Below are 18233 nucleotides of genomic sequence, written 5' to 3' on the forward strand. Positions count from 1 at the left end.
GCGAGCCCGGACTGATCGCAGATGAGGTCAGACGGATGATCGATTAGTCTGGGCTTACCGCTCCCTGTTCACCACATAATTCATTAAATGCTTCAGGAAGGTGATATTACGCGGGATCCCGCGCAGAGCCTCATTGGCCTTGCAATAGTGATCCCACATCTCTTTACTGGCCCCTTCTTGACCAAGAATCGAGACAAAATTCGAATTATTGTTAACAACATCGTTGCCGACAGGCTTACCAAGTACATGCATATCCCCTTCCACATCAAGCAAATCATCCTTAATCTGAAAAGCAATGCCCATATGGTAAGCGATTTTTTTGAGCGCACTGATCTCCGCATCGCTAACCTCAGCCAGCATGGCCGGCATGACCAGGCACGCCTCAAAGGCCACTCCTGTTTTGTAAAAGCACACATTATTCAGCTGCTCCAGCGTCAATGTTCTGCCTTTTGCATCCAAATCCATCGCCTGGCCCATACACATCTCCTCTGCCTTCCGGGCCGAATAACGGATCAAGGCAAGCACTGTTTCCGCCTTAAAGCGGTCAAGCGAGGCTTGCTCCCCGATGGCCTTCTGGATCAGATACAGACCGGTTAACTCCGCAACTGCACTGCTGTGAACCTCATGCAGGGTCGTGCGCCCTCTGCGGGTAGAGGCATTATCCTGGGAAGGCAGATCATCGAAGATCAGGGAGGCGGTATGCATGTATTCAAGCGAGCGGAGAAGCGGAACGATGGCTACCGGCTCCAAGCCGTATTCCTTCACACCCATCACCCAGGTTAGAATCGGTCGCACCCGCTTGCCGTCCCCCGCCAGGCTGTAATTGGCCGCATCGATCAGCTGCTCCTTCATGGCCGGAAGCTCCTGCGGCTTAGCGAAGAGCAGTTCTTCATTGATCAGACTGCGGACACTTTTAAACGTAGCGAAGAATTCCTTCTGCTCCCTGGCATCCTTCTTCAAGTGCTCAATCATCCGGTCCCGCAGCAGCTTATCAAAAAAGTCCACATCATCCGCTTTGTCTACCAGGATCTGAATGAGCCTGTTAAACTCCGGGTTGCCTGCTGCAAAAATCCTCATCGTCTCATTATACTTATCAGATCCCACACGTTCTTTATAACGTTTCAGCCCGTTAATTGCCCGGTCAAGAATAACCTCGCGGGCCTTGGCATCGGAGTGATATACACTGTGGATCAGATTGGAGATGACCGCCCAGTATAACTCAAAAGGATTAATCAGATCAGGCCTTTGCTTATGATATTTCAAATAATAGGTATACGGTGTTACGGCTCCGTCACTCATATCCTCGGTCATATCCGCGAAATCATCGGCAAGCTGATTGTAGAGGCCAAAAAAGAAGGTCCGCTCTTCAAATCCCTCATCCGCAGGCGCACTAATCACTGAACGCGCAATCAGCCGGGATGACGATGACTTCAAGATAACGGGGATGTACAAATCATCGTTAGTGTAATCTCCCCTGGTGAGTACCTTGACACGGTCCATATCCTGAGCCTGAAAAAAGACATAAGACTGGCCGAAAAAGATATGCTGCATCTCCGGCCGCTGTTGCTGCTTAATATACTCGAATGCCTCTGACAGTTCCGAATGAATATACTTGATCAGTTCCATGTTCTCTCCGGACCAACCCCCTAGTACCGGCACAACTCCTGTGAGCAGCGCTGAACGAATCAGCTCAGAGTATTGCACTTTCTCTTGAACCGTCAGTATCCGAGAATCCAGCAGATCGTCAACGAAAGGATACGTCAGTCCATAGGAATAGCCAAGCCTGATCGCTTCATCCAATCTCCGGGACCGTTCCACAGGCGCAGTATCACCGTCCATCTCTTCTATAACATGCAGTATAACGCCAACGATAATCTTGATTAGCTTGCGCTGGGCATGCTCCGCGTTCATTCCCTCCGGTATATGGGCTGCTACAGATCTTAATTTGGCAAAAACCCAGATCACTGCAGCTTCTATCCCTTCCTTCTGGGCCCAGCGGTATACCCCGTCCAGATTCATGAAATCCGGCACTTCTCCGCTGCCTGAGCGGGCTGACTTCAGCAGATGCTGGTTCAGATCAGCTATGGTTCTCCTGATCCGTTTCTGTGTATCTGGAGAATCCGGTGCCTTACCCAGATCCCTCATATAAATGTACGAGACGCTCCGGTCCAGATAATCATCCAGCTTCTTCGTGTAATTCAGCCATTGGATGTAGCGGTAATAATCTTGGGTGTCCGGCTTTTTCTTCCCCGGTGACCACAAGGACAACACGGAGAACCGCCGGATATGCTTCTTTTTCCACTCATGGATATCCGCCGTCAACGCCGTCACATAAGATTGGCTCTTCAGCTGATCATGGAGTGAGCTTAAGTAGCGGGCGGCCTTCTGCTCTGCCAGCTGATAACCTGTATGGGGATGTTCTCTGACAATTTCATTCATAGGATGCACAACCTTAGCTTCATATTGGTTTATCATGCTGTATGGGGGTCTTTGAACAAATGGGGAGCCTGCTTTTTATCCTTATACGAACAAGTGGCAGCATGGTTACGAAATCAAGTTAAGGATTGACAAACGGTCAATAAACAATTAAAGTTTTAACAGTTACATCATTGATAATGATTATCAATTTCATAAATTTATCATTGAAAGGGAGATTATCAGAAATGAAGAAATTGTTGTTACTTCTACTCATCCTTACCCTCCTGGTACTAAGTGCCTGCGGCAATAATGCAAGCAACAGTGCAAGCAACAACACGGCTGCTGCCACAGCTACACCGGCACCCGAAGCCAGCGCAACTGCAAGTGCTGATAACAGCAGCACAGATACCATTACATATGAGTCCGAAACCGGACCTGTCGAAGTTCCCGCCAATCCCCAGCGTGTTGTAGTTCTTGCCGGGTACGCAGGTAACCTGCTCGCTCTGGATGTCCCCCTAGCAGGAGTAGATTCCTACATCAAAGCAAATCCGAATTTCCAGGATCAGTTGAAGGACGTTGCGGAAGTCTCCGAGGAGAATGTGGAGAGTATTCTGAATCTCAAGCCAGACTTAATTATTGCTTCGTCAGACACCAAGAATCTGGACAAGATGAAACAAATCGCACCGGTGGTTACCTATACATACAACAAAGTGGATTATCTGACCCAGATCCTGGAGATCGGCAAAGCGGTTAACCAGGAGCAGAAAGCCGCTGACTGGATTGCTGATTTCAAGGCACGTGCCCAGGCCGCTGGTGAAGAAATCAAAGCCAAGATCTGTGCGGATAGCACGATCTCGGTTATTGAAGGGGATTCCAAAAATCTGTACACCTTCGGCAGCGCCTGGGGACGCGGTACAGAAATCATCTATCAGGCCATGGGGCTGAAGATGCCGGATAAAGTGAAGGAAATGACAGCCAAAGACGGATACTTCAATTTGTCACTGGAAATCCTGCCGGATTATATGGGAGATTACGTAATCTACAGCAAAGATCCTGCAGGTGATGCTTCCTTCCAGGAGACTTCCACTTATAAGGATATCCCGGCCGTCAAAAATAATCATGTCTACGAAATAGATGCTACATCTTTCTATTTCAATGATGCTCTGTCGCTTGACTATCAGCTTGATTTTATTTCCAAGTCATTGCTGGGAAATTAATTATTATTTAAGCATCCAGCCAGGTTGAAACCGAAAAAAGGAGCGCAAATCGCGTTCTTTTTTTTCGCAAATTGATAAGGAACGGATGGTCGAAATGGAGAAACAGTCTCCGCAAAAGCCGATAAACTCTACTTTTGTGCTTAAGCTGCTCGTCAGCATGATTTTATTTGTGATTGTATTTGCCCTGGCGGTCAGGCTCGGTGCCAAAAATGTTTCACTGGCGGATATTTGGAGCGCCATCAGCAATCCGAAGGCTACGGGTGGTGATATCTCTATCATCCGTGAACTGCGGCTCCCCCGCGAAGTCGGCGGCATTCTGGTAGGTGCCGCCCTCGCTGTTGCCGGGGCAATCATGCAGGGTCTAACCCGAAATCCGCTTGCCGACCCGGGACTGCTTGGTCTGACGGCAGGTGCCAATGCCGCACTTGCGGTATCCTTTGCCTTCATCCCCTCCATCGGATACTACGGAATCATGATCGCCTGTTTCATCGGCGCAGCCTGTGGCGTGATGCTGGTGTTCGGCATCGCTGCACTCCGGAGGCAGAATATGTCGCCTCTGCGGATGGTGCTGGCCGGTTCTGCCGTATCCGCTCTGCTGACCGCTGTAGCCGAAGGAATCAGCCTTCAATTCAAGATCTCTAAAAATGTATCGATGTGGACATCCGGCGGGCTGATCGGCACTACCTGGGGCCAGATTACAGCAATTGCCCCGGTTATTATCATTTGCCTTATCGTTTCAATCCTTTTGTCCCGTCAGCTGACAATCCTTAGTCTGAACGAAGGAACGGCTGTAAGTCTTGGGCTCAAGACGACTCAGGTTAAAATTACACTGTACATATTGATCACGCTGCTCGCAGGCGCTGCTGTTGCGCTTGTCGGCAACATCGCTTTTGTCGGCCTGATGATCCCCCACCTCGTGCGGGTGTTTGCCGGGACAGATTACCGTGCCATTCTTCCGCTGTCCGCCATTGCCGGCGCCACCTTTATGGTGTTCGCCGACACACTCGGACGGATGATTGACGTCCCGTTCGAAACGCCTGTCGCCGCGATCGTGGCTGTGCTGGGCCTGCCGTTCTTCCTGTTCATTGTCCGTAAAGGAGTGCGATCCTTCTCATGAAACCAGCCCGGCTGTATCGTAATCAACCGCTTGTCGTATCGCTGCTTATGCTTCTTATCCTGGCTACCATCGTTATCGGAATAGGGATCGGATCTTCCCCGGTGTCATACGGGAGACTGATTCCGACAATCCTCGGGCACGGTTCTTTCGAGGATAATTTTGTACTGTTCTCCATCCGGCTCCCCCGGATACTGATTACGCTGCTCGCAGGTATGGCGCTTGCTTTATCCGGTGCTATTCTGCAGGGCATTACCCGCAATGAGCTGGCTGATCCGGGAATTATAGGCATTAATGCCGGGGCCGGGGTCGGGGTTACCGTCTTTTTCATCTTTGCATCCATTGACGCCGGGTCCTTCATATATATGATTCCGCTTGCGGCATTCGCCGGAGCCCTGGTAACAGCTGTACTCATCTATGCCTTCTCCTACACCCGCACCGATGGCGTTCAGCCGATCAGGCTGGTCATCACCGGAGTCGGGTTCTCCATGGCGCTCTCCGGCGTGATGATCGTACTCATCTCTTCGGTGGACCGGACCAAGGTGGACTTCATCTCCAAATGGCTGGCCGGTAATGTGTGGGGTACAGACTGGCCTTTCGTTCTCGCCCTGCTGCCTTGGCTGATCATTCTGGTCCCTTATGTGCTGTACAAATCCAGAACACTGAATTTGCTTGCTTTGAACGAGCCTACTGCTATCGGGGCAGGTGTGGCGGTCTCCAGAGACCGGGTCCTCCTTATGCTGGCGGCGGTTGCACTGGCGGCATCGGCTGTTTCGATGACCGGCGGCATCGCCTTTGTCGGCCTGATGGCTCCGCATATTGCCAGAGCCCTGGTAGGAGCACGGCATCAGCAATTCGTGCCGGTATCCATATTAATCGGCGGCTGGCTGCTGCTGCTGGCGGATACGATTGGCCGTAACCTGACCCAGCCTGACGGTATCGCTGCCGGGATCATGGTTGCATTTATCGGCGCTCCTTATTTCCTGTATCTTCTATTGAAGAAAGAAGGGTAGTACTGACGCAAACTCTCCGCGTAAGCCCACTCCATAGACTAACGCCCTACATACTATATTGGGACCTGACTGCATACATGCAGTTAAATTGTTAGCTCAAAAGGAGCTGGAATCAGTGAAATCAGGAACGAGACTTACCGGGCGGGTTATCTATAAAGGTGATCCGGGCTATGAAACGGCACGCAAAAATTGGGATCCGCATACGGACAGATTCCCGAAGGTATTTGTCTTTGCACAGAAAACGCAGGATGTAGCCAACGCCATCCGCTGGGCCAACGAGAATAACATCCCTATCCGGCCAAGAAGCGGCCGGCACTCGCTGGAGGTCAATCTGTCCCAGGTCAACGGAGGCATTGTCATCGATGTAAGTGAACTGAGAAGCATCAAGCTCAATAAAAAATCGGGAACTGCAGTAGTGGGGACCGGAAATACGGTGGGAAGAATTGCCCATACGCTTGCGCGGCAGGGATACATGGCCCCTTTTGGGGATAGTCCCACTGTCGGAATCGGGGGCATTACACTAGGCGGGGGAATAGGGCCGCTTCAGCGGACCGTAGGTCTGGTCAGTGATAATCTGATTGAGCTCGAAATGGTGGATGCCAAAGGCAGAATTATTGTCGCCAATAAGAACAAGAACGCCGATCTCCTCTGGGCTTCCCGCGGGGGTGGCGGAGGTAATTTTGGAGTCTGCACCCGTTATAAGTTCAAAGTGCGTCCCGCGCCGGCCACGGCGACCGTATTCCGCATCACCTGGCCCTGGAACCAGTTCGAAAAGGTACTCAAAGCCTGGCAGCGCTGGGCTCCTTCTGTGAACACCAGACTGGGCAGCGAGCTATCCATTGGTCCCAAAAAGGGCGGTAATGTCAGCATGCTGGGCCTGTTCCTCGGATCAAAAGCGGAGGCGGTCCGCCTCTTAAAGCCCATTACGGACGTAGGGACGCCCACGAATCAATTGATCCGCTCATTATCTTATCCCAAAGTAGTGAGTTTCCTGCTGGCTCCCGATCCGGTGGAGACCCAAAGATTCAGCAACCAGTTCTCCAGCGGTTTCGGAAGAAAACCTTTCCCGGACAAAGCGTTTAAGTCTATGCGTGAGTTCCTTGAGAACGTGGAGGGCGAGTTCGCAGGGTTCTATTTCCTCAACTGGGGCGGGGCTGTAAGCCGTAAATCACCCAGATCTACCGCCTTCTACTGGCGTAAAGCGAAATTCTATGTAGAGTGGAACAGTTCATGGGTCAAGAAATCGGATGCTGCCAAAAATATTGCCATAGTGCGGAATACACGCCGGAAGCTGCAGCCGTTCATCGTGGGAAGCTATATTAATGTTCCGGACCAGGGGATCAAACATTCCGGCCCGGTCTATTATGGAGCGAACTATCCCCGGTTACGGAGAGTCAAAGCCAAATATGATCCCGGAAATGTATTCAACAATCCGCAAAGCATTCCTCCGGCCCGCAAGGTATAAGAATAAGATTAAACTATCGAGTAGGAGGGGGCGGCAAGCCCCCGTCCTCTCACACCACCGTACATGCGGGTCCGCATACGGCGGTTCCAAAAGGTTAACAAAGTTCCAGATAGCGTGAAAGTAAACTCTTCAGCCCTTTTGCTTCCCAATAGGAAGTCGGAAGGGCGTTATTCGTGTTCCGGGACATTTCCCACGCGCCTCGCCGCGAGTTGGCCATCTTAAAACAAGCCCACTTTGGAACCCCGAGTGCTCGAAGCTCGCGGATTCGTGTACGTACTCGTTTCCACTGTTTCCACAGACACATTCGAAGTCTCCTCCGAATCCACTGGTCCAGTGTTTGGAAGTGTGTCTTCGCCGAGGCTAGACGGAAATAACCGAGCCAACCCATCAGATAGCGGTTCAGTCGGTAAATCCTTTCTTCCATGGAAATGGACCAGGTACGTTTCGTTAGCTCTCGAATTCTCCCTTTAAAAGCTGCGAGACTCTTCGGAGCAATCCGAATCGTTGCCTGTTTCTGGCTCAGGAAACTGAATCCTAAGAACTTTCGGTGCCAAGGTCTCGCTACCGCACTTTTCTCCCCGTTTACTTTCAGTTTTAGCTTTCCTTCTACAAACCGACTTACCGATTCCATGACACGCTCGCCTGCTCGTTTACTCGCCACAAAGATATTACAGTCGTCCGCGTAGCGTACGAATCGCAAACCTCGCCCGGTCAGTTCCTTGTCCAGATCATCCAATAGAATGTTTGCTAGAAGCGGACTAAGCGGACCGCCTTGTGGCGTTCCCTCCCGGCTACGCTCCCATTTTCCATCCACCATAACTCCGGCGTTTAAGTAAGCACGGATTAGCGTCAGCACTCTTTTGTCCTCCACTTTCCGCGCCACTCTTGCCATTAGCATGTCGTGGTTTACCTTGTCAAAGAATTTCTCCAGATCCAAATCCACGACCCATCTGAGGCCGCCTTGGATATATCTTTGGGCTTGTTTAACGGCGTCATGCGCGCTCTTCCCCGGCCGAAAGCCGTAGCTGTACCACGAGAATTGTGCGTCAAAGATCGGGTTCATGACTTGTAAAAGTGCTTGCTGGAGGAAACGGTCCATCACAGTCGGGATGCCTAGCTGCCGTACACCGCCTCCAGGTTTGGGGATTTCCACCCGTTTGACTGGCGCAGGTCTGTAAGTTCCCGTCAGAAGTTCAGTTTTCACCGATGCCCAGTGCGTATTCAGGTAAACTTGTAGATTCGCTACCGTTACACCGTCCACACCGGGCGCTCCTCCATTTTGCACCACTCGTTTGTAAGCGAGTCGAAGGTTATCTCCTTTGAGCATTTGCTCCAGCAAGTTGTTCTGGTCTTCGCGAGAGGAAGGGACGACTTGTGCCGACGAAGAACTCGGCGCTCCGGCATACCCTGACGGCTTCACCGCTTCTCTTTGCCGCAAGCTCCCTTGCGAGATATTCTGCTGTCGTTGCTCTTCATGCGAACGCATCGCTTTCCTCTCTCCTTTCGGTTCAGCCCTTCCGTAAATTGTTGCAACAGCTTACGTACTATGGCTTCTGCTGACTCCTGCCAGTTCAGCGCAGCCTCTCAGCTACGGTTACAAGTTTTTTTTCTTGCTTATCTGACAGGTCTCCCCAGATAAGAACGTCATCTGTCTGCCCGCGACCACTGGAGTATACCGCGCCAGCCCTTGGCGGCTTTGGATTTCGTCATGTTTAGGTGACTCATCCGACTGACACAGCCTCAAATCCAGTTCGTGTACCTTGGCCCGTGCTTTTGCCTCCGGCTTCCTTCAGATTCCACCTCACGGTGGACACCCTTGCCCTTGGCTAACGGTAGGCGCTCGCCAGCCCCCGTTCGGGACTTTCACCCTAAAGATGACGCCCATGCTGGGCGTACGAACATAAGGAGGCCCGCATGTATCCACGCGGGCCTCCTTCTTATGGTTGCAGCCTTTTACTGTCCGGAATTAGCCAGGAATTCATCAATCTGCCGCTGAACTTCTGCAATGATGGTATCAATTCCAGCTTCCTTCACCTGTGCCTGAAGCTTGGCCAGTCCGCCGTCCACATCCTTAACTGAACCGTATTCCAGCGGAATGCCATATTGCAGCATCACATTACCGACATTAGCTACCTCCGTCTTCACTTTGCTGTTATCGAAGACAAAGGTCTCCAGCGGATAGTGGTAAACCTCACCTTCCCATTTGTCGGTCAGCGCATTGCCTTCGTCAGGGAAGGAGGCGTTGTCCCGGTTCAATGGGGAGTTAAAGCCCCAGTTGGAGAATCCGGTATAGTTAGCATTTTTCTCTGCATTCGTATATTTATCATCGCCAACCGGATTATAATGCACAGCCGTAATGCCGTTCATCATCAGATCATGCAGTTCCTTGTCATTCTGCAGAAGATCAATCACCATCAGTGAACGTTCCTGGTTCTTGGTCGTAGCGTGAATAGAGACCCCGTTCTGCGTGGAGACAGCAACAGACTTCTTCTTGTCCGGTGTAATATCAGCCAGAGCCAGCTCATACGGTGAATTTTTCTCGCGCATATCCGTCATTAAAGCGCCTAGCGTACCAAGATTGTGTGTGATTGATGCTGTCTTGCCTGCACGGAACTCCTGCTGGTGATCCAGCTTGCTGTTCAGTGCGCTCTTCGACCAGGCGTTGTGATCCGCAAGATCTTTATAATAGTAGACAAGCTCTTTGAATTCCGGAGTTTCGTATACATTGAATACCTTACCGGCAGGATCTGTCAGCTTGAAGCCAATCGGCAGATCGAAGTCGAACATGTTCCATTCATTCTGCTGCTTCAGCAGGACCCGGTCCAGATTGTGCAGCTTCCAGTCCCCTGTCTCCGGTACGAACGGAGTGACACCCTGCTCCTTCTCGGAGACCGTCTTGAGATAAGTAGCATACGCCTCCGGGCTGTTGATCTCCGGCAGGTTATATTTCTTGCGCAGGTCCTCCCGGTACAGAATCAGCTTCTCAATCGTTTCCCCGCGGTTCTGAGGCACCATATAGAGCTTGCCGTTCACCTTCGCCTGACCCCAGCCCACCTCCGGCATCGCTTCCCAGGTCATCGGCGCGTACTTCTGCAGCAATTCGTCGGTCAGCTCAAGAAACCCGCCTTTGAGGGCCTGATCATTATAGCCTGCCCAGTTGGCAGAGTAGATGAGGTCAAAATTCTCATTCGCCGCCAGCTTGAGCGGATATTTCTGCGCCCAATCCGACCAGTCCAGGAACTCGGCTTCCAGCGTAGCGTTAACTTTCTCCTTCAGCTTCTTGTTGATCTCTCCAAATACCAGGTCATAGTCGACCGGCTTCGGTCCTACAAAAATCATCTTCAGTGTTACGGGCTGGGACGTATCCACTGTGCCGGAATCTCCGGCTGGGCTGGCATTCGTCCCGGCAGCTTCTGTCGCGGCTGCCGAAGCCTGCGGCTCCGCCGTGCTTCCTACGGCATTACCGTTGTTATTGCCGCATGCAGCAAGCAGAGAGATCATCAGTATACCGGACAGCAGTGTTAATCTTTTTTTCTTGTTCAATTGAATTTCCCCCCAGCGTATGTGTAATCGCTTACAATTACAGTATAATAAAAAATCCAAGTCCGTCTAATGTAGGCAGTCAACGATTATACATACTTTTGCAACGACTTTTTGGGCGGAAGTACAATAAATGATGAATTTTGCCGCTCTGTTTATTTAAACAACCCAAAGAAACGGCATTATCTTTAGCAGCCCTTATAAGGCTGTTAAGACAATGCCGTCTCAAACCATATGGTTCTATATCAGGTTCAGCTGCTTATTTCTCAAGAAATCCTGTAGAGGGATTCGTAATGAAGAAGCCTTCTTGGGGAACATAGAAATACTGAATCCAGACACCGTCCAGCAGCGGTTGACGTGTATCCAGCACAATCTCGATACCTTTATCCGTGGCAACCACTTCATCATGCTCGGTCGGTGTATCAAGAGCAACATCATAGTGCCCGTGATTGCCGTGATCCTGAGTAATAATGACGCGGATCTTCTTGCCTTCCGCTTCAGGAGTGTTCAGCATATCCTTCAGAACCTTTGCAGCATTGCGGTTAACTTTAACTTTCATCCTCTAGCGACCTCTATTCTTTGTAATTTACAATAAGAAATCCATTATAACATAATATAAGGTGCTATATATAATTCAGCAATAAATTGCACCCGCTTTTGGTGCAGCAAAAAGAGAGCCGGCCTGGGCTCTCTCCTGTTTTCTTCCATTTGCATATACTGGCTGGAATTAATCTTACTTCCCTGTGTACAGTTTGGTCTTCATCAGGGCTTCAAGGAAGGAGAACTTGCTGAATGCAGTTCCGCCTTGTGCCAGCGGATCAACCAGATTGACAAATACATTGCCGCCCTTCACAGCTTTCAGGCTCTTCCAGATGGCGTTCTTCTGCAGCTCTTCCAGTGCCTTAGGATTGTCTTTGTTCTCATCCGCCGAGAACTGTACAAAGATGTAATCCGGGTTGATTGCGGCAAAGGATTCCAGGGAAATATTCTGCTGGGCTTTGACCTGCTGTACTTCCTTCGGCACAGTTGCGCCCAGATCGGCATACAGGGAGCGGTTAAAGAATACATCCTGCGGATAGAGGAACAGGCTGCCTGAGCGGATGCGCAGAGCAATGACCTTCTTGTCCTTGAGCTTCGGCGCAAGCTTCACTTTGGCTTCCTTCAGTTCCTTCTGGTATTTCAGAATCGCAGTGGTCGCTTCCTTCTGTTTGCCCGTAAGTGCTGCGAGCAGCTTGAGGTTGTCCATCCAATCGGTCGCGATATGCGATACTGGAATCGTAGTCGCGATCTTCGCCAGCTTCTCATTGGTCTCCGCCGGGAACTTCGTGCTGCTGAGGATAATATCCGGTTTGAGCTTCAGGATCGCTTCCAGGTCAGGTTCTGCCTTTTCCCCGATCGCTGTTACGCCGCTTGTTATTTTGGAAAAGATTGAAGGGAACTCACCGCCGACAGTCAATGCTCCCTTGGGTTTGAAATTGAGTACCAGTGCGTCTTCCAGCGCCTCTACTGCACCGGTAATGACAATATTATTGGTTTTGGCCGGAACGGTGTATACCTTGCCTTTATAGGTAATCTTTTGCGTTGCCTGTGCGGCTTCCGCAACGCCCACAGGTGCGACATTTACACCTGCGGCAGAAACGATACCCAGCGCCATAACACCAGCAAGTACCAAACCTGTTATTCTCTTAATCATAGCCTGCTACCACTCTCCATCATTTATTAATAATGATAATCATTATCACCATTACTAATATAATAGATTCATCTCCCCATTTTGAACATGGATTATTGTCGTTAAAACCATGGACGATCTGCGTAAAGTGAATATCCCCTTAACTATTCTTTACGAATGAGTCAGCCCCTTCAGATTAAACGATAAACCTAATCCGGCTATGGCTACTACGGTCAGGCACCAAAAAGCGGCATGGAATCCCTGCATCATATTCACCGGGAATGTGAAAGAACTGTAATTCATCGTAATCGTCATTATGGCTATCAGCAGAACCCCTCCCATAGAGCTGGCTAACGAGCGGATCGAAATCGTCATTGGAGAGGCATGTGCAATCATCTGAGGAGGTACACTTGCCATCGCATAGGCGGTAACAGGGGTCATAATAAACCCGATTCCCACCATTAGAAGTACATAGAGCACAGCGAGTATAAGTATGGATGAATCCTGGGATAACATAAGCGAGATTAGCAAAGATACCCCGGCAATGAGGGTAAACCCGCCGCGAAGCACTATCTTCACTCCATAGCGGTCATATATTTTTCCAGAGATTACACTGGTACACCCCAGCAGCAGCGCACCCGGCAGCAGCATCAGACCTGACTCACTTGGCGTCAGCCCCCGGACATTCTGCACATATAACGGAATCAGCAGCTCAGCACCCACCATTACAATGAACATCAGCACTCCAATGATTGAGGCAAGGCTAAAGCTCCTGCTCTTGAACAGCCTGAAATCCAGCAATGGAACGGTAAGCTTCAGCTGACGCCTGATAAATAGAATTATGAACAATATCCCGCTTAGGATAACGGCCCCTGCCCATACCCGCGGGGCACTTTGATCCCCTGCCAGATTAACACCATATAACAGACCGGCAAATCCGGTTGTTGATAATAGAATAGATATGTAGTCCAGCTTCTCCCGGTGTCTCTCCCCCACATTCTGCAGACTGAACGCAGCGAGCAGCAGATTGGCTATCACTACAGGCAGCAATGCATAGAAGAGAATCCGCCAGGAGTGATCCTGAACGACTAATCCTGACAGGGTCGGACCCAGCGCCGGAGCCAGGCCCATTACCAGTCCGATTAACCCCATAGCCGAGCCTATCTTCCCCTTCGGGAACACCCTTAGAATCGTTGTCTGGAACAGAGGCATCAGCAGTCCTGCGCCCAAACCCTGAATAATACGCCCGCCCAGAATAAGGATAAAGTCCGGGGATATTCCCGCGATCAGTGTGCCTGCTGCAAAGACACTTGCCGAAGTGAAGAATAAACCTCTTGTCGTGAATCTTCCGATTAAAAATCCGGCAACAGGCACCGTTATGCCTGCAGTCAGATAGTATACTGTAATCAGCCACTGGGCCCTGCCTTCATTAATCCCCAAATCCAGCATCATTCTGGGCAATGCCGTATTCAGCATCGTCTGCATCAGCTGCCCGAGGAAATTCGCGATGACCAGCGAAGATATAATTAATCCGGGTCTGCTTTTCATTCCGTCTCCACCTGTCTCTCTTGTTATAAAATATATTAAAGATATATTAAGTCCTTAATAAAAGCGGACTACGCCCTCCACTTTAACTTCTACAGATTGTTCTGGTTAATTGGACCGGAAGTAAACACCTTAAATCAAAGACTTAATGTATCTACAATATATCCAAAAGTACAGATTGTCAATCTGTACTTACAGGAGTCCGCATGCTTTTACCACTGATTCTTCCACCACTGCTTCTCATAATCTGCCTTCAGCAATTCAAACTGGTTCCGTGTAAACCGGATCAGTCCATCCTGTGCCATCCGCTGCAACTCTCTGGATAAGGCACTCCGGTCCACAGTCAGGTAATCCGCCAGATCATTCCGGCTGAATGGAATTTCAAAGACGGGCGAATTATTTTTTTGGGCCTGCAGGCTGAAGTAGTGGATAATCCGTTCCCGCAGTGATTTGTGTGAGACCAGGTCAAGCTTCTGATACATCGACCGGTTATTCTCAAGCAGCAAGGTCAGCATATTCTCAATAATCCGGCTTCTCAAATGGCAGGTCGCCTGGCCCGGACGTACAATTTTGTTAATCTTGATGAACAGCACCCGGCACGCCGAGCCTGCAACCGCTTCGTAGCCGCTGGGCTCCTGCTCCAGACGAAGGGCGGTCTCCCCGATAATCTCCCCGCTCTCAAGCTCCGAGAATATGAAGCGCATGCCCGAACTATTCTCTTTGCACAGCAATACATTTCCCTGGAGAATAATACCCGCCGAAACCAGATATTCCTCCTGTTTGAAGATGACATCCTTCTTGGCGAAATCCTTGATGGTACCCTGAAGACAGCCCAGTGCCTGCTGCACCTCACTGATCATAAATCCTTTAAATAAGACCGTGCTTTGGATTTTGTTCATATATTGCTGCACATTTATCCGCCTCCTGTTGCCATGGCAACAGAGTCATTGTACAAACTCTGCTACAATTTAATAAATGAGAACGATTCTCACCTCATCTCATTATACCAAATGTTAAGAATCATTCAATATATACAGGAGGACGGCATGAGCGGAATGACTGCAGGCACAGTATTTTATTTCAATGACATGATTAGCATCCGGCCCTATCAGATATCGAGCAGAACACTGAATATCACAGAAGGTTCGGGCCAAGCCGCTGAAGCACCTGAATGGGTACTATACGGCATGGATAAGGATGAGACCATCAGCTCGGAGACCTCGCCCAGATCCAAGCTCATTCACGTACTGGAGGGAGAGCTTCACATGCTCATAGGAGAGCAGCCCTGTCCATTAACCGCCGGGGCAGCGGTAATCGTCCAAGCCGGTACCTGGCATGAATTCGCTGCGCAGAGCAGCTGCAAATTTCTGCAAATCAGCATATAACCTGGAGGTAGATCATATGGAGCAAGAACACTATATTAAAAGATTGCCGCAAGCTGAAGTTATGGATTTACGGAAGATCATTACGGTGGAGGAGCAGCAGGTATCGAGCCTGACCCTGGTACAGCGCTCCAGTCTCGCCATGACACTGATCTCCCTGGATAAAGGCTCATCGATTGGCGGCCACTCCTCCCCGGGCGATGCCATGGTGAATATTCTGTCGGGCGAGGCTCAGATCACCATTGCGGATAAACCCTACACGGTGCTGGCAGGAGAAACGATCATTTTGCCGGCTAATATTCCCCATGCGCTGTATGCTACCGAAGCCTTCCAAATGCTGCTGATTGTGGTCAAACCGGAGAAGAAGGAGCTGAGACATGTTGAAAAAGGAAGTAGGGCATAATTTCCTGGCCAAACTGGGTAAAAAGCGGCTGCGTCCCGGCGGTGTCGCTGCTACGAACTGGTTGATCCGGCATGCGAAGCTGACTAAAGACAGCCGTGTGCTGGAAGTGGCCTGCAACATGTGTACCACCTCTATCCAGCTTGCGCGGGAGTATAAGTGCCAGATTACCGGGATTGATATGGACCCCAGGGCACTTGAGAAGGCTGAGAAGAATATTAGAGATGCCAATCTGGAGGGGTACATTCAGGTCAGACAGGCCAATGCGATGAAGCTGCCTTTTGAGGATAACAGCTTCGACGTCGTCATTAACGAAGCGATGCTGACCATGCTGAATCAGGCGGCGAAGCAGAAGGCTGTAGCTGAATATTTCCGTGTGCTGAAGCCGGGCGGGGTTCTGCTTACGCATGACATCACTTTTGCGAAGAATAACATGGCCGGGGAGCTGGCGGAGCTGCGCCGGACAATTCATATTAATGTAGAGCCGCTGCCTGTGGCAGAGTGGGAAGGACTGTTCAACTCCACCGGATTCAAGAAGATCGAACATTCTACAGGCACCATGTCGCTGATGAGTGTTAAAGGCATGATTCGTGATGAAGGCGTCCCCGGTACACTGCGTATTTTCAAGAATGCACTCAAAAAAGAAAACCGCGCCCAGTTCAAGAAGATGTATACCTTCTTCAATACAACCGGCAAGGACCTGAATTATATCGCCGTGTGCAGCAGCAAGGACTGATGAAAAATCCCGTGCCGCCTGGACTAAAGAGCTCATACACAACAAAAAGGAGCTGTCCCAAAAGCCATGAACTGGCTGCTTGGGAGTCCGAACTGAATCACCGGAATAGCTGAAGGCAGCCCGATCAGGGCGATAATGATCGTTTTCATCAAGAATGGGCCGAGTCCGAATCTTCATCTTGTGCAAGCATGCTCGTTACAAAATCAAATAGCAGCCAAGCAGTGCAGAAGCACTTGTTTGGCTGCTATGCTTATGAACTCATTGCTGATAGCCTGATTAATCCAGCTGTGTTCCGCTGCTGGCGATTACATTCTTGTACCAGTAAAAGCTGTCTTTGCGGGATCTGGCCAGTGTGCCGTTCCCTTCATTGTCCTTGTCGACGTAGATGAATCCGTAGCGCTTCTTCATTTCGCCTGTTCCTGCACTGACCAGATCAATGCAGCCCCACGGAGTGTAGCCGATCAATTCTACCCCGTCCTCCAGCGCTTCACCCATGGTCTTGACATGTTCCCGCAAATAATCGATCCGGTAACCGTCTTGGATTGAACCGTCCGCTTCAACGGTATCTACAGCGCCAAGTCCATTCTCCACTACCATCATAGGAATACCATACCGGTTGTAAATATGGTTCAGGGACCATCTGAGCCCTTGAGGGTCAATCTGCCATTCCCATGCGCTCGCCTGCAGATATGGATTCTTCAGCCCCATCGACAGATTGCCGCCGATAGCCTCCTGATCCGGCGCTGCGCTCACGCAGGTGGATGAATAGTAGCTGAAGGTGTAGAAATCTACACAGCCTTCCCGCAGCGTCTGCTCGTCATCCTCCTCCTGCTGAAGCTTAATATTCTTCTCCTTGAAATATCTTGTGGCGAAGCCCGGATATGCACCTCTGACCTGTACATCCGAGCAGAGGAAATTGCTCAGATTATCCTTTTGCTGCGCCAGCAGAACGTCTTCCGGATTACAGGTCAGCGGGTAAGAACACATGTAGGCAATCATGCAGCCGATCTGGAACTTCTCATTGATCTCATGCCCCAGCTTCACGGCTTTGGCGCTCGCGAGGAACTGGTGATGCAGCGCCTGATAACGCAGTTGCTCATTGTCGCCGATTGCCGAAGTGCCGAGCTCTGCATTGCCCTGCGGCATGATCGCTCCTGCCATGAATGTTCCGAACGGCATCGTCAGAATATTGATTTCGTTGAAGGTCAGCCAGTATTTCACACTGTCCCTGTATCTGTTGAAGATCACTTCACAATAACGGACATAGAAGTCAATCGTTCTGCGGTCGGCCCACCCGTTATAGGCTTCAGCCAGGTGGAAAGGGGCTTCATAATGGGAGATCGTTACCAGCGGTTCGATCTGATGCTTTTTGAGTTCGGTAAAGACCTGATCGTAGAATTGAAGACCCTCCTCATTCGGCTGCGCATCATCCCCATTCGGGAAAATCCGTGACCAGGCGATGGACAAGCGGAATACTTTGAAGCCCATTTCGGCAAACAAAGCGATATCCTCCTTGTAGCGGTGATAGAAATCCACTGCCTCATGGCTCGGATAATTAGAACCGGCTTCCAATACCGGGGTGATTCTTCTGGATACTGTATGCGTTCCGGCGGTAATCACATCGGCAGTGCTTAATCCCTTGCCTCCAGCATCGAATCCGCCCTCCAGCTGATTGGCAGCGGTTGCGCCGCCCCACAGGAAATCCTCCGGAAAACTTTTGTACATTGTGCT

The 18233-nt window shown here is 50.3% G+C and carries 15 protein-coding genes; 7 read left to right on the plus strand and 8 right to left on the minus strand.

The features are described 5' to 3' along the window. Positions 1-54 precede the first annotated feature (54 nt). Complete coding sequence (locus tag NSU14_RS15965) at positions 55-2448, minus strand: polyprenyl synthetase family protein (RefSeq protein WP_445670091.1); 2394 nt, start codon at positions 2446-2448, stop codon at positions 55-57. Positions 2449-2663: 215 nt separating this feature from the next. Here NSU14_RS15965 and NSU14_RS15970 point away from each other — a divergent pair, with 215 nt between their 5' ends. The 4 genes from NSU14_RS15970 (at position 2664) to NSU14_RS15985 (ending at position 7227) form a co-directional block, all read left to right on the plus strand. Further along, complete coding sequence (locus tag NSU14_RS15970) at positions 2664-3635, plus strand: iron-hydroxamate ABC transporter substrate-binding protein (RefSeq protein WP_340946161.1); 972 nt, start codon at positions 2664-2666, stop codon at positions 3633-3635. A 94-nt stretch (positions 3636-3729) separates the two neighbouring features. Next, complete coding sequence (locus NSU14_RS15975) at positions 3730-4752, plus strand: FecCD family ABC transporter permease (RefSeq protein WP_340946164.1); 1023 nt, start codon at positions 3730-3732, stop codon at positions 4750-4752. Then, positions 4749-5762: a FecCD family ABC transporter permease gene (locus tag NSU14_RS15980; RefSeq protein ID WP_042136839.1), complete on the plus strand. Its 1014-nt coding sequence runs from the start codon at positions 4749-4751 to the stop codon at positions 5760-5762. The genes NSU14_RS15975 and NSU14_RS15980 overlap by 4 nt, the downstream gene beginning before the upstream one ends. A 115-nt stretch (positions 5763-5877) precedes the next feature. Next, positions 5878-7227: an FAD-binding oxidoreductase gene (locus NSU14_RS15985; protein ID WP_340946165.1), complete on the plus strand. Its 1350-nt coding sequence runs from the start codon at positions 5878-5880 to the stop codon at positions 7225-7227. A gap of 94 nt (positions 7228-7321) precedes the next feature. Here the strand turns inward: NSU14_RS15985 and ltrA are convergent, their stop codons facing one another. From ltrA to NSU14_RS16015, 6 genes are all read right to left on the minus strand, one after another. Further along, complete coding sequence (ltrA, locus tag NSU14_RS15990) at positions 7322-8713, minus strand: group II intron reverse transcriptase/maturase (protein ID WP_081969981.1); 1392 nt, start codon at positions 8711-8713, stop codon at positions 7322-7324. A 467-nt stretch (positions 8714-9180) separates the two neighbouring features. Further along, positions 9181-10770 carry an ABC transporter substrate-binding protein gene (locus tag NSU14_RS15995; RefSeq protein WP_340946167.1) on the minus strand — a complete coding sequence of 530 codons (1590 nt, stop codon included), beginning with the start codon at positions 10768-10770 and terminating at the stop codon, positions 9181-9183. A gap of 256 nt (positions 10771-11026) precedes the next feature. Beyond that, positions 11027-11326, minus strand: a complete 300-nt coding sequence (locus NSU14_RS16000) for a heme biosynthesis protein HemY (protein ID WP_042136836.1) — start codon at positions 11324-11326, stop codon at positions 11027-11029. A gap of 174 nt (positions 11327-11500) precedes the next feature. Continuing rightward, positions 11501-12460: an ABC transporter substrate-binding protein gene (locus tag NSU14_RS16005; protein ID WP_039303485.1), complete on the minus strand. Its 960-nt coding sequence runs from the start codon at positions 12458-12460 to the stop codon at positions 11501-11503. 150 nt (positions 12461-12610) lie between these two features. Next, positions 12611-13987, minus strand: a complete 1377-nt coding sequence (locus tag NSU14_RS16010) for a DHA2 family efflux MFS transporter permease subunit (RefSeq protein ID WP_076244815.1) — start codon at positions 13985-13987, stop codon at positions 12611-12613. Between the two features lie 209 nt (positions 13988-14196). Beyond that, the gene (locus NSU14_RS16015) at positions 14197-14883 is read right to left on the minus strand and encodes a Crp/Fnr family transcriptional regulator (protein WP_256703905.1); all 687 of its coding nucleotides are present in this window, start codon (positions 14881-14883) and stop codon (positions 14197-14199) included. A 111-nt stretch (positions 14884-14994) separates the two neighbouring features. On the opposite strand from NSU14_RS16015, the gene NSU14_RS16020 reads away from it, so the two are divergent. From NSU14_RS16020 to NSU14_RS16030, 3 genes are read left to right on the plus strand one after another with little or no spacing between them, the layout of a single operon-like run. Further along, positions 14995-15369, plus strand: a complete 375-nt coding sequence (locus NSU14_RS16020; protein ID WP_340946173.1) for a cupin domain-containing protein — start codon at positions 14995-14997, stop codon at positions 15367-15369. 16 nt (positions 15370-15385) lie between these two features. After that, positions 15386-15769, plus strand: coding sequence for a cupin domain-containing protein (locus NSU14_RS16025; protein WP_042136830.1), 384 nt, complete (start codon positions 15386-15388; stop codon positions 15767-15769). After that, positions 15747-16502: a methyltransferase domain-containing protein gene (locus NSU14_RS16030; protein ID WP_197074394.1), complete on the plus strand. Its 756-nt coding sequence runs from the start codon at positions 15747-15749 to the stop codon at positions 16500-16502. Before NSU14_RS16025 ends, NSU14_RS16030 begins: the two co-directional genes overlap by 23 nt. Before the next feature lie 276 nt (positions 16503-16778). Here NSU14_RS16030 and NSU14_RS16035 read toward each other — a convergent pair whose 3' ends face one another. Further along, positions 16779-18227, minus strand: a complete 1449-nt coding sequence (locus tag NSU14_RS16035) for a 6-phospho-beta-glucosidase (protein WP_445669823.1) — start codon at positions 18225-18227, stop codon at positions 16779-16781. Between the last annotated feature and the right edge of the window lie 6 nt (positions 18228-18233).

It is taken from the genome of Paenibacillus sp. FSL R10-2771 (genome assembly GCF_038000205.1).
Taxonomy (GTDB): Bacteria; Bacillota; Bacilli; order Paenibacillales; family Paenibacillaceae; genus Paenibacillus_AQ; species Paenibacillus_AQ phytohabitans.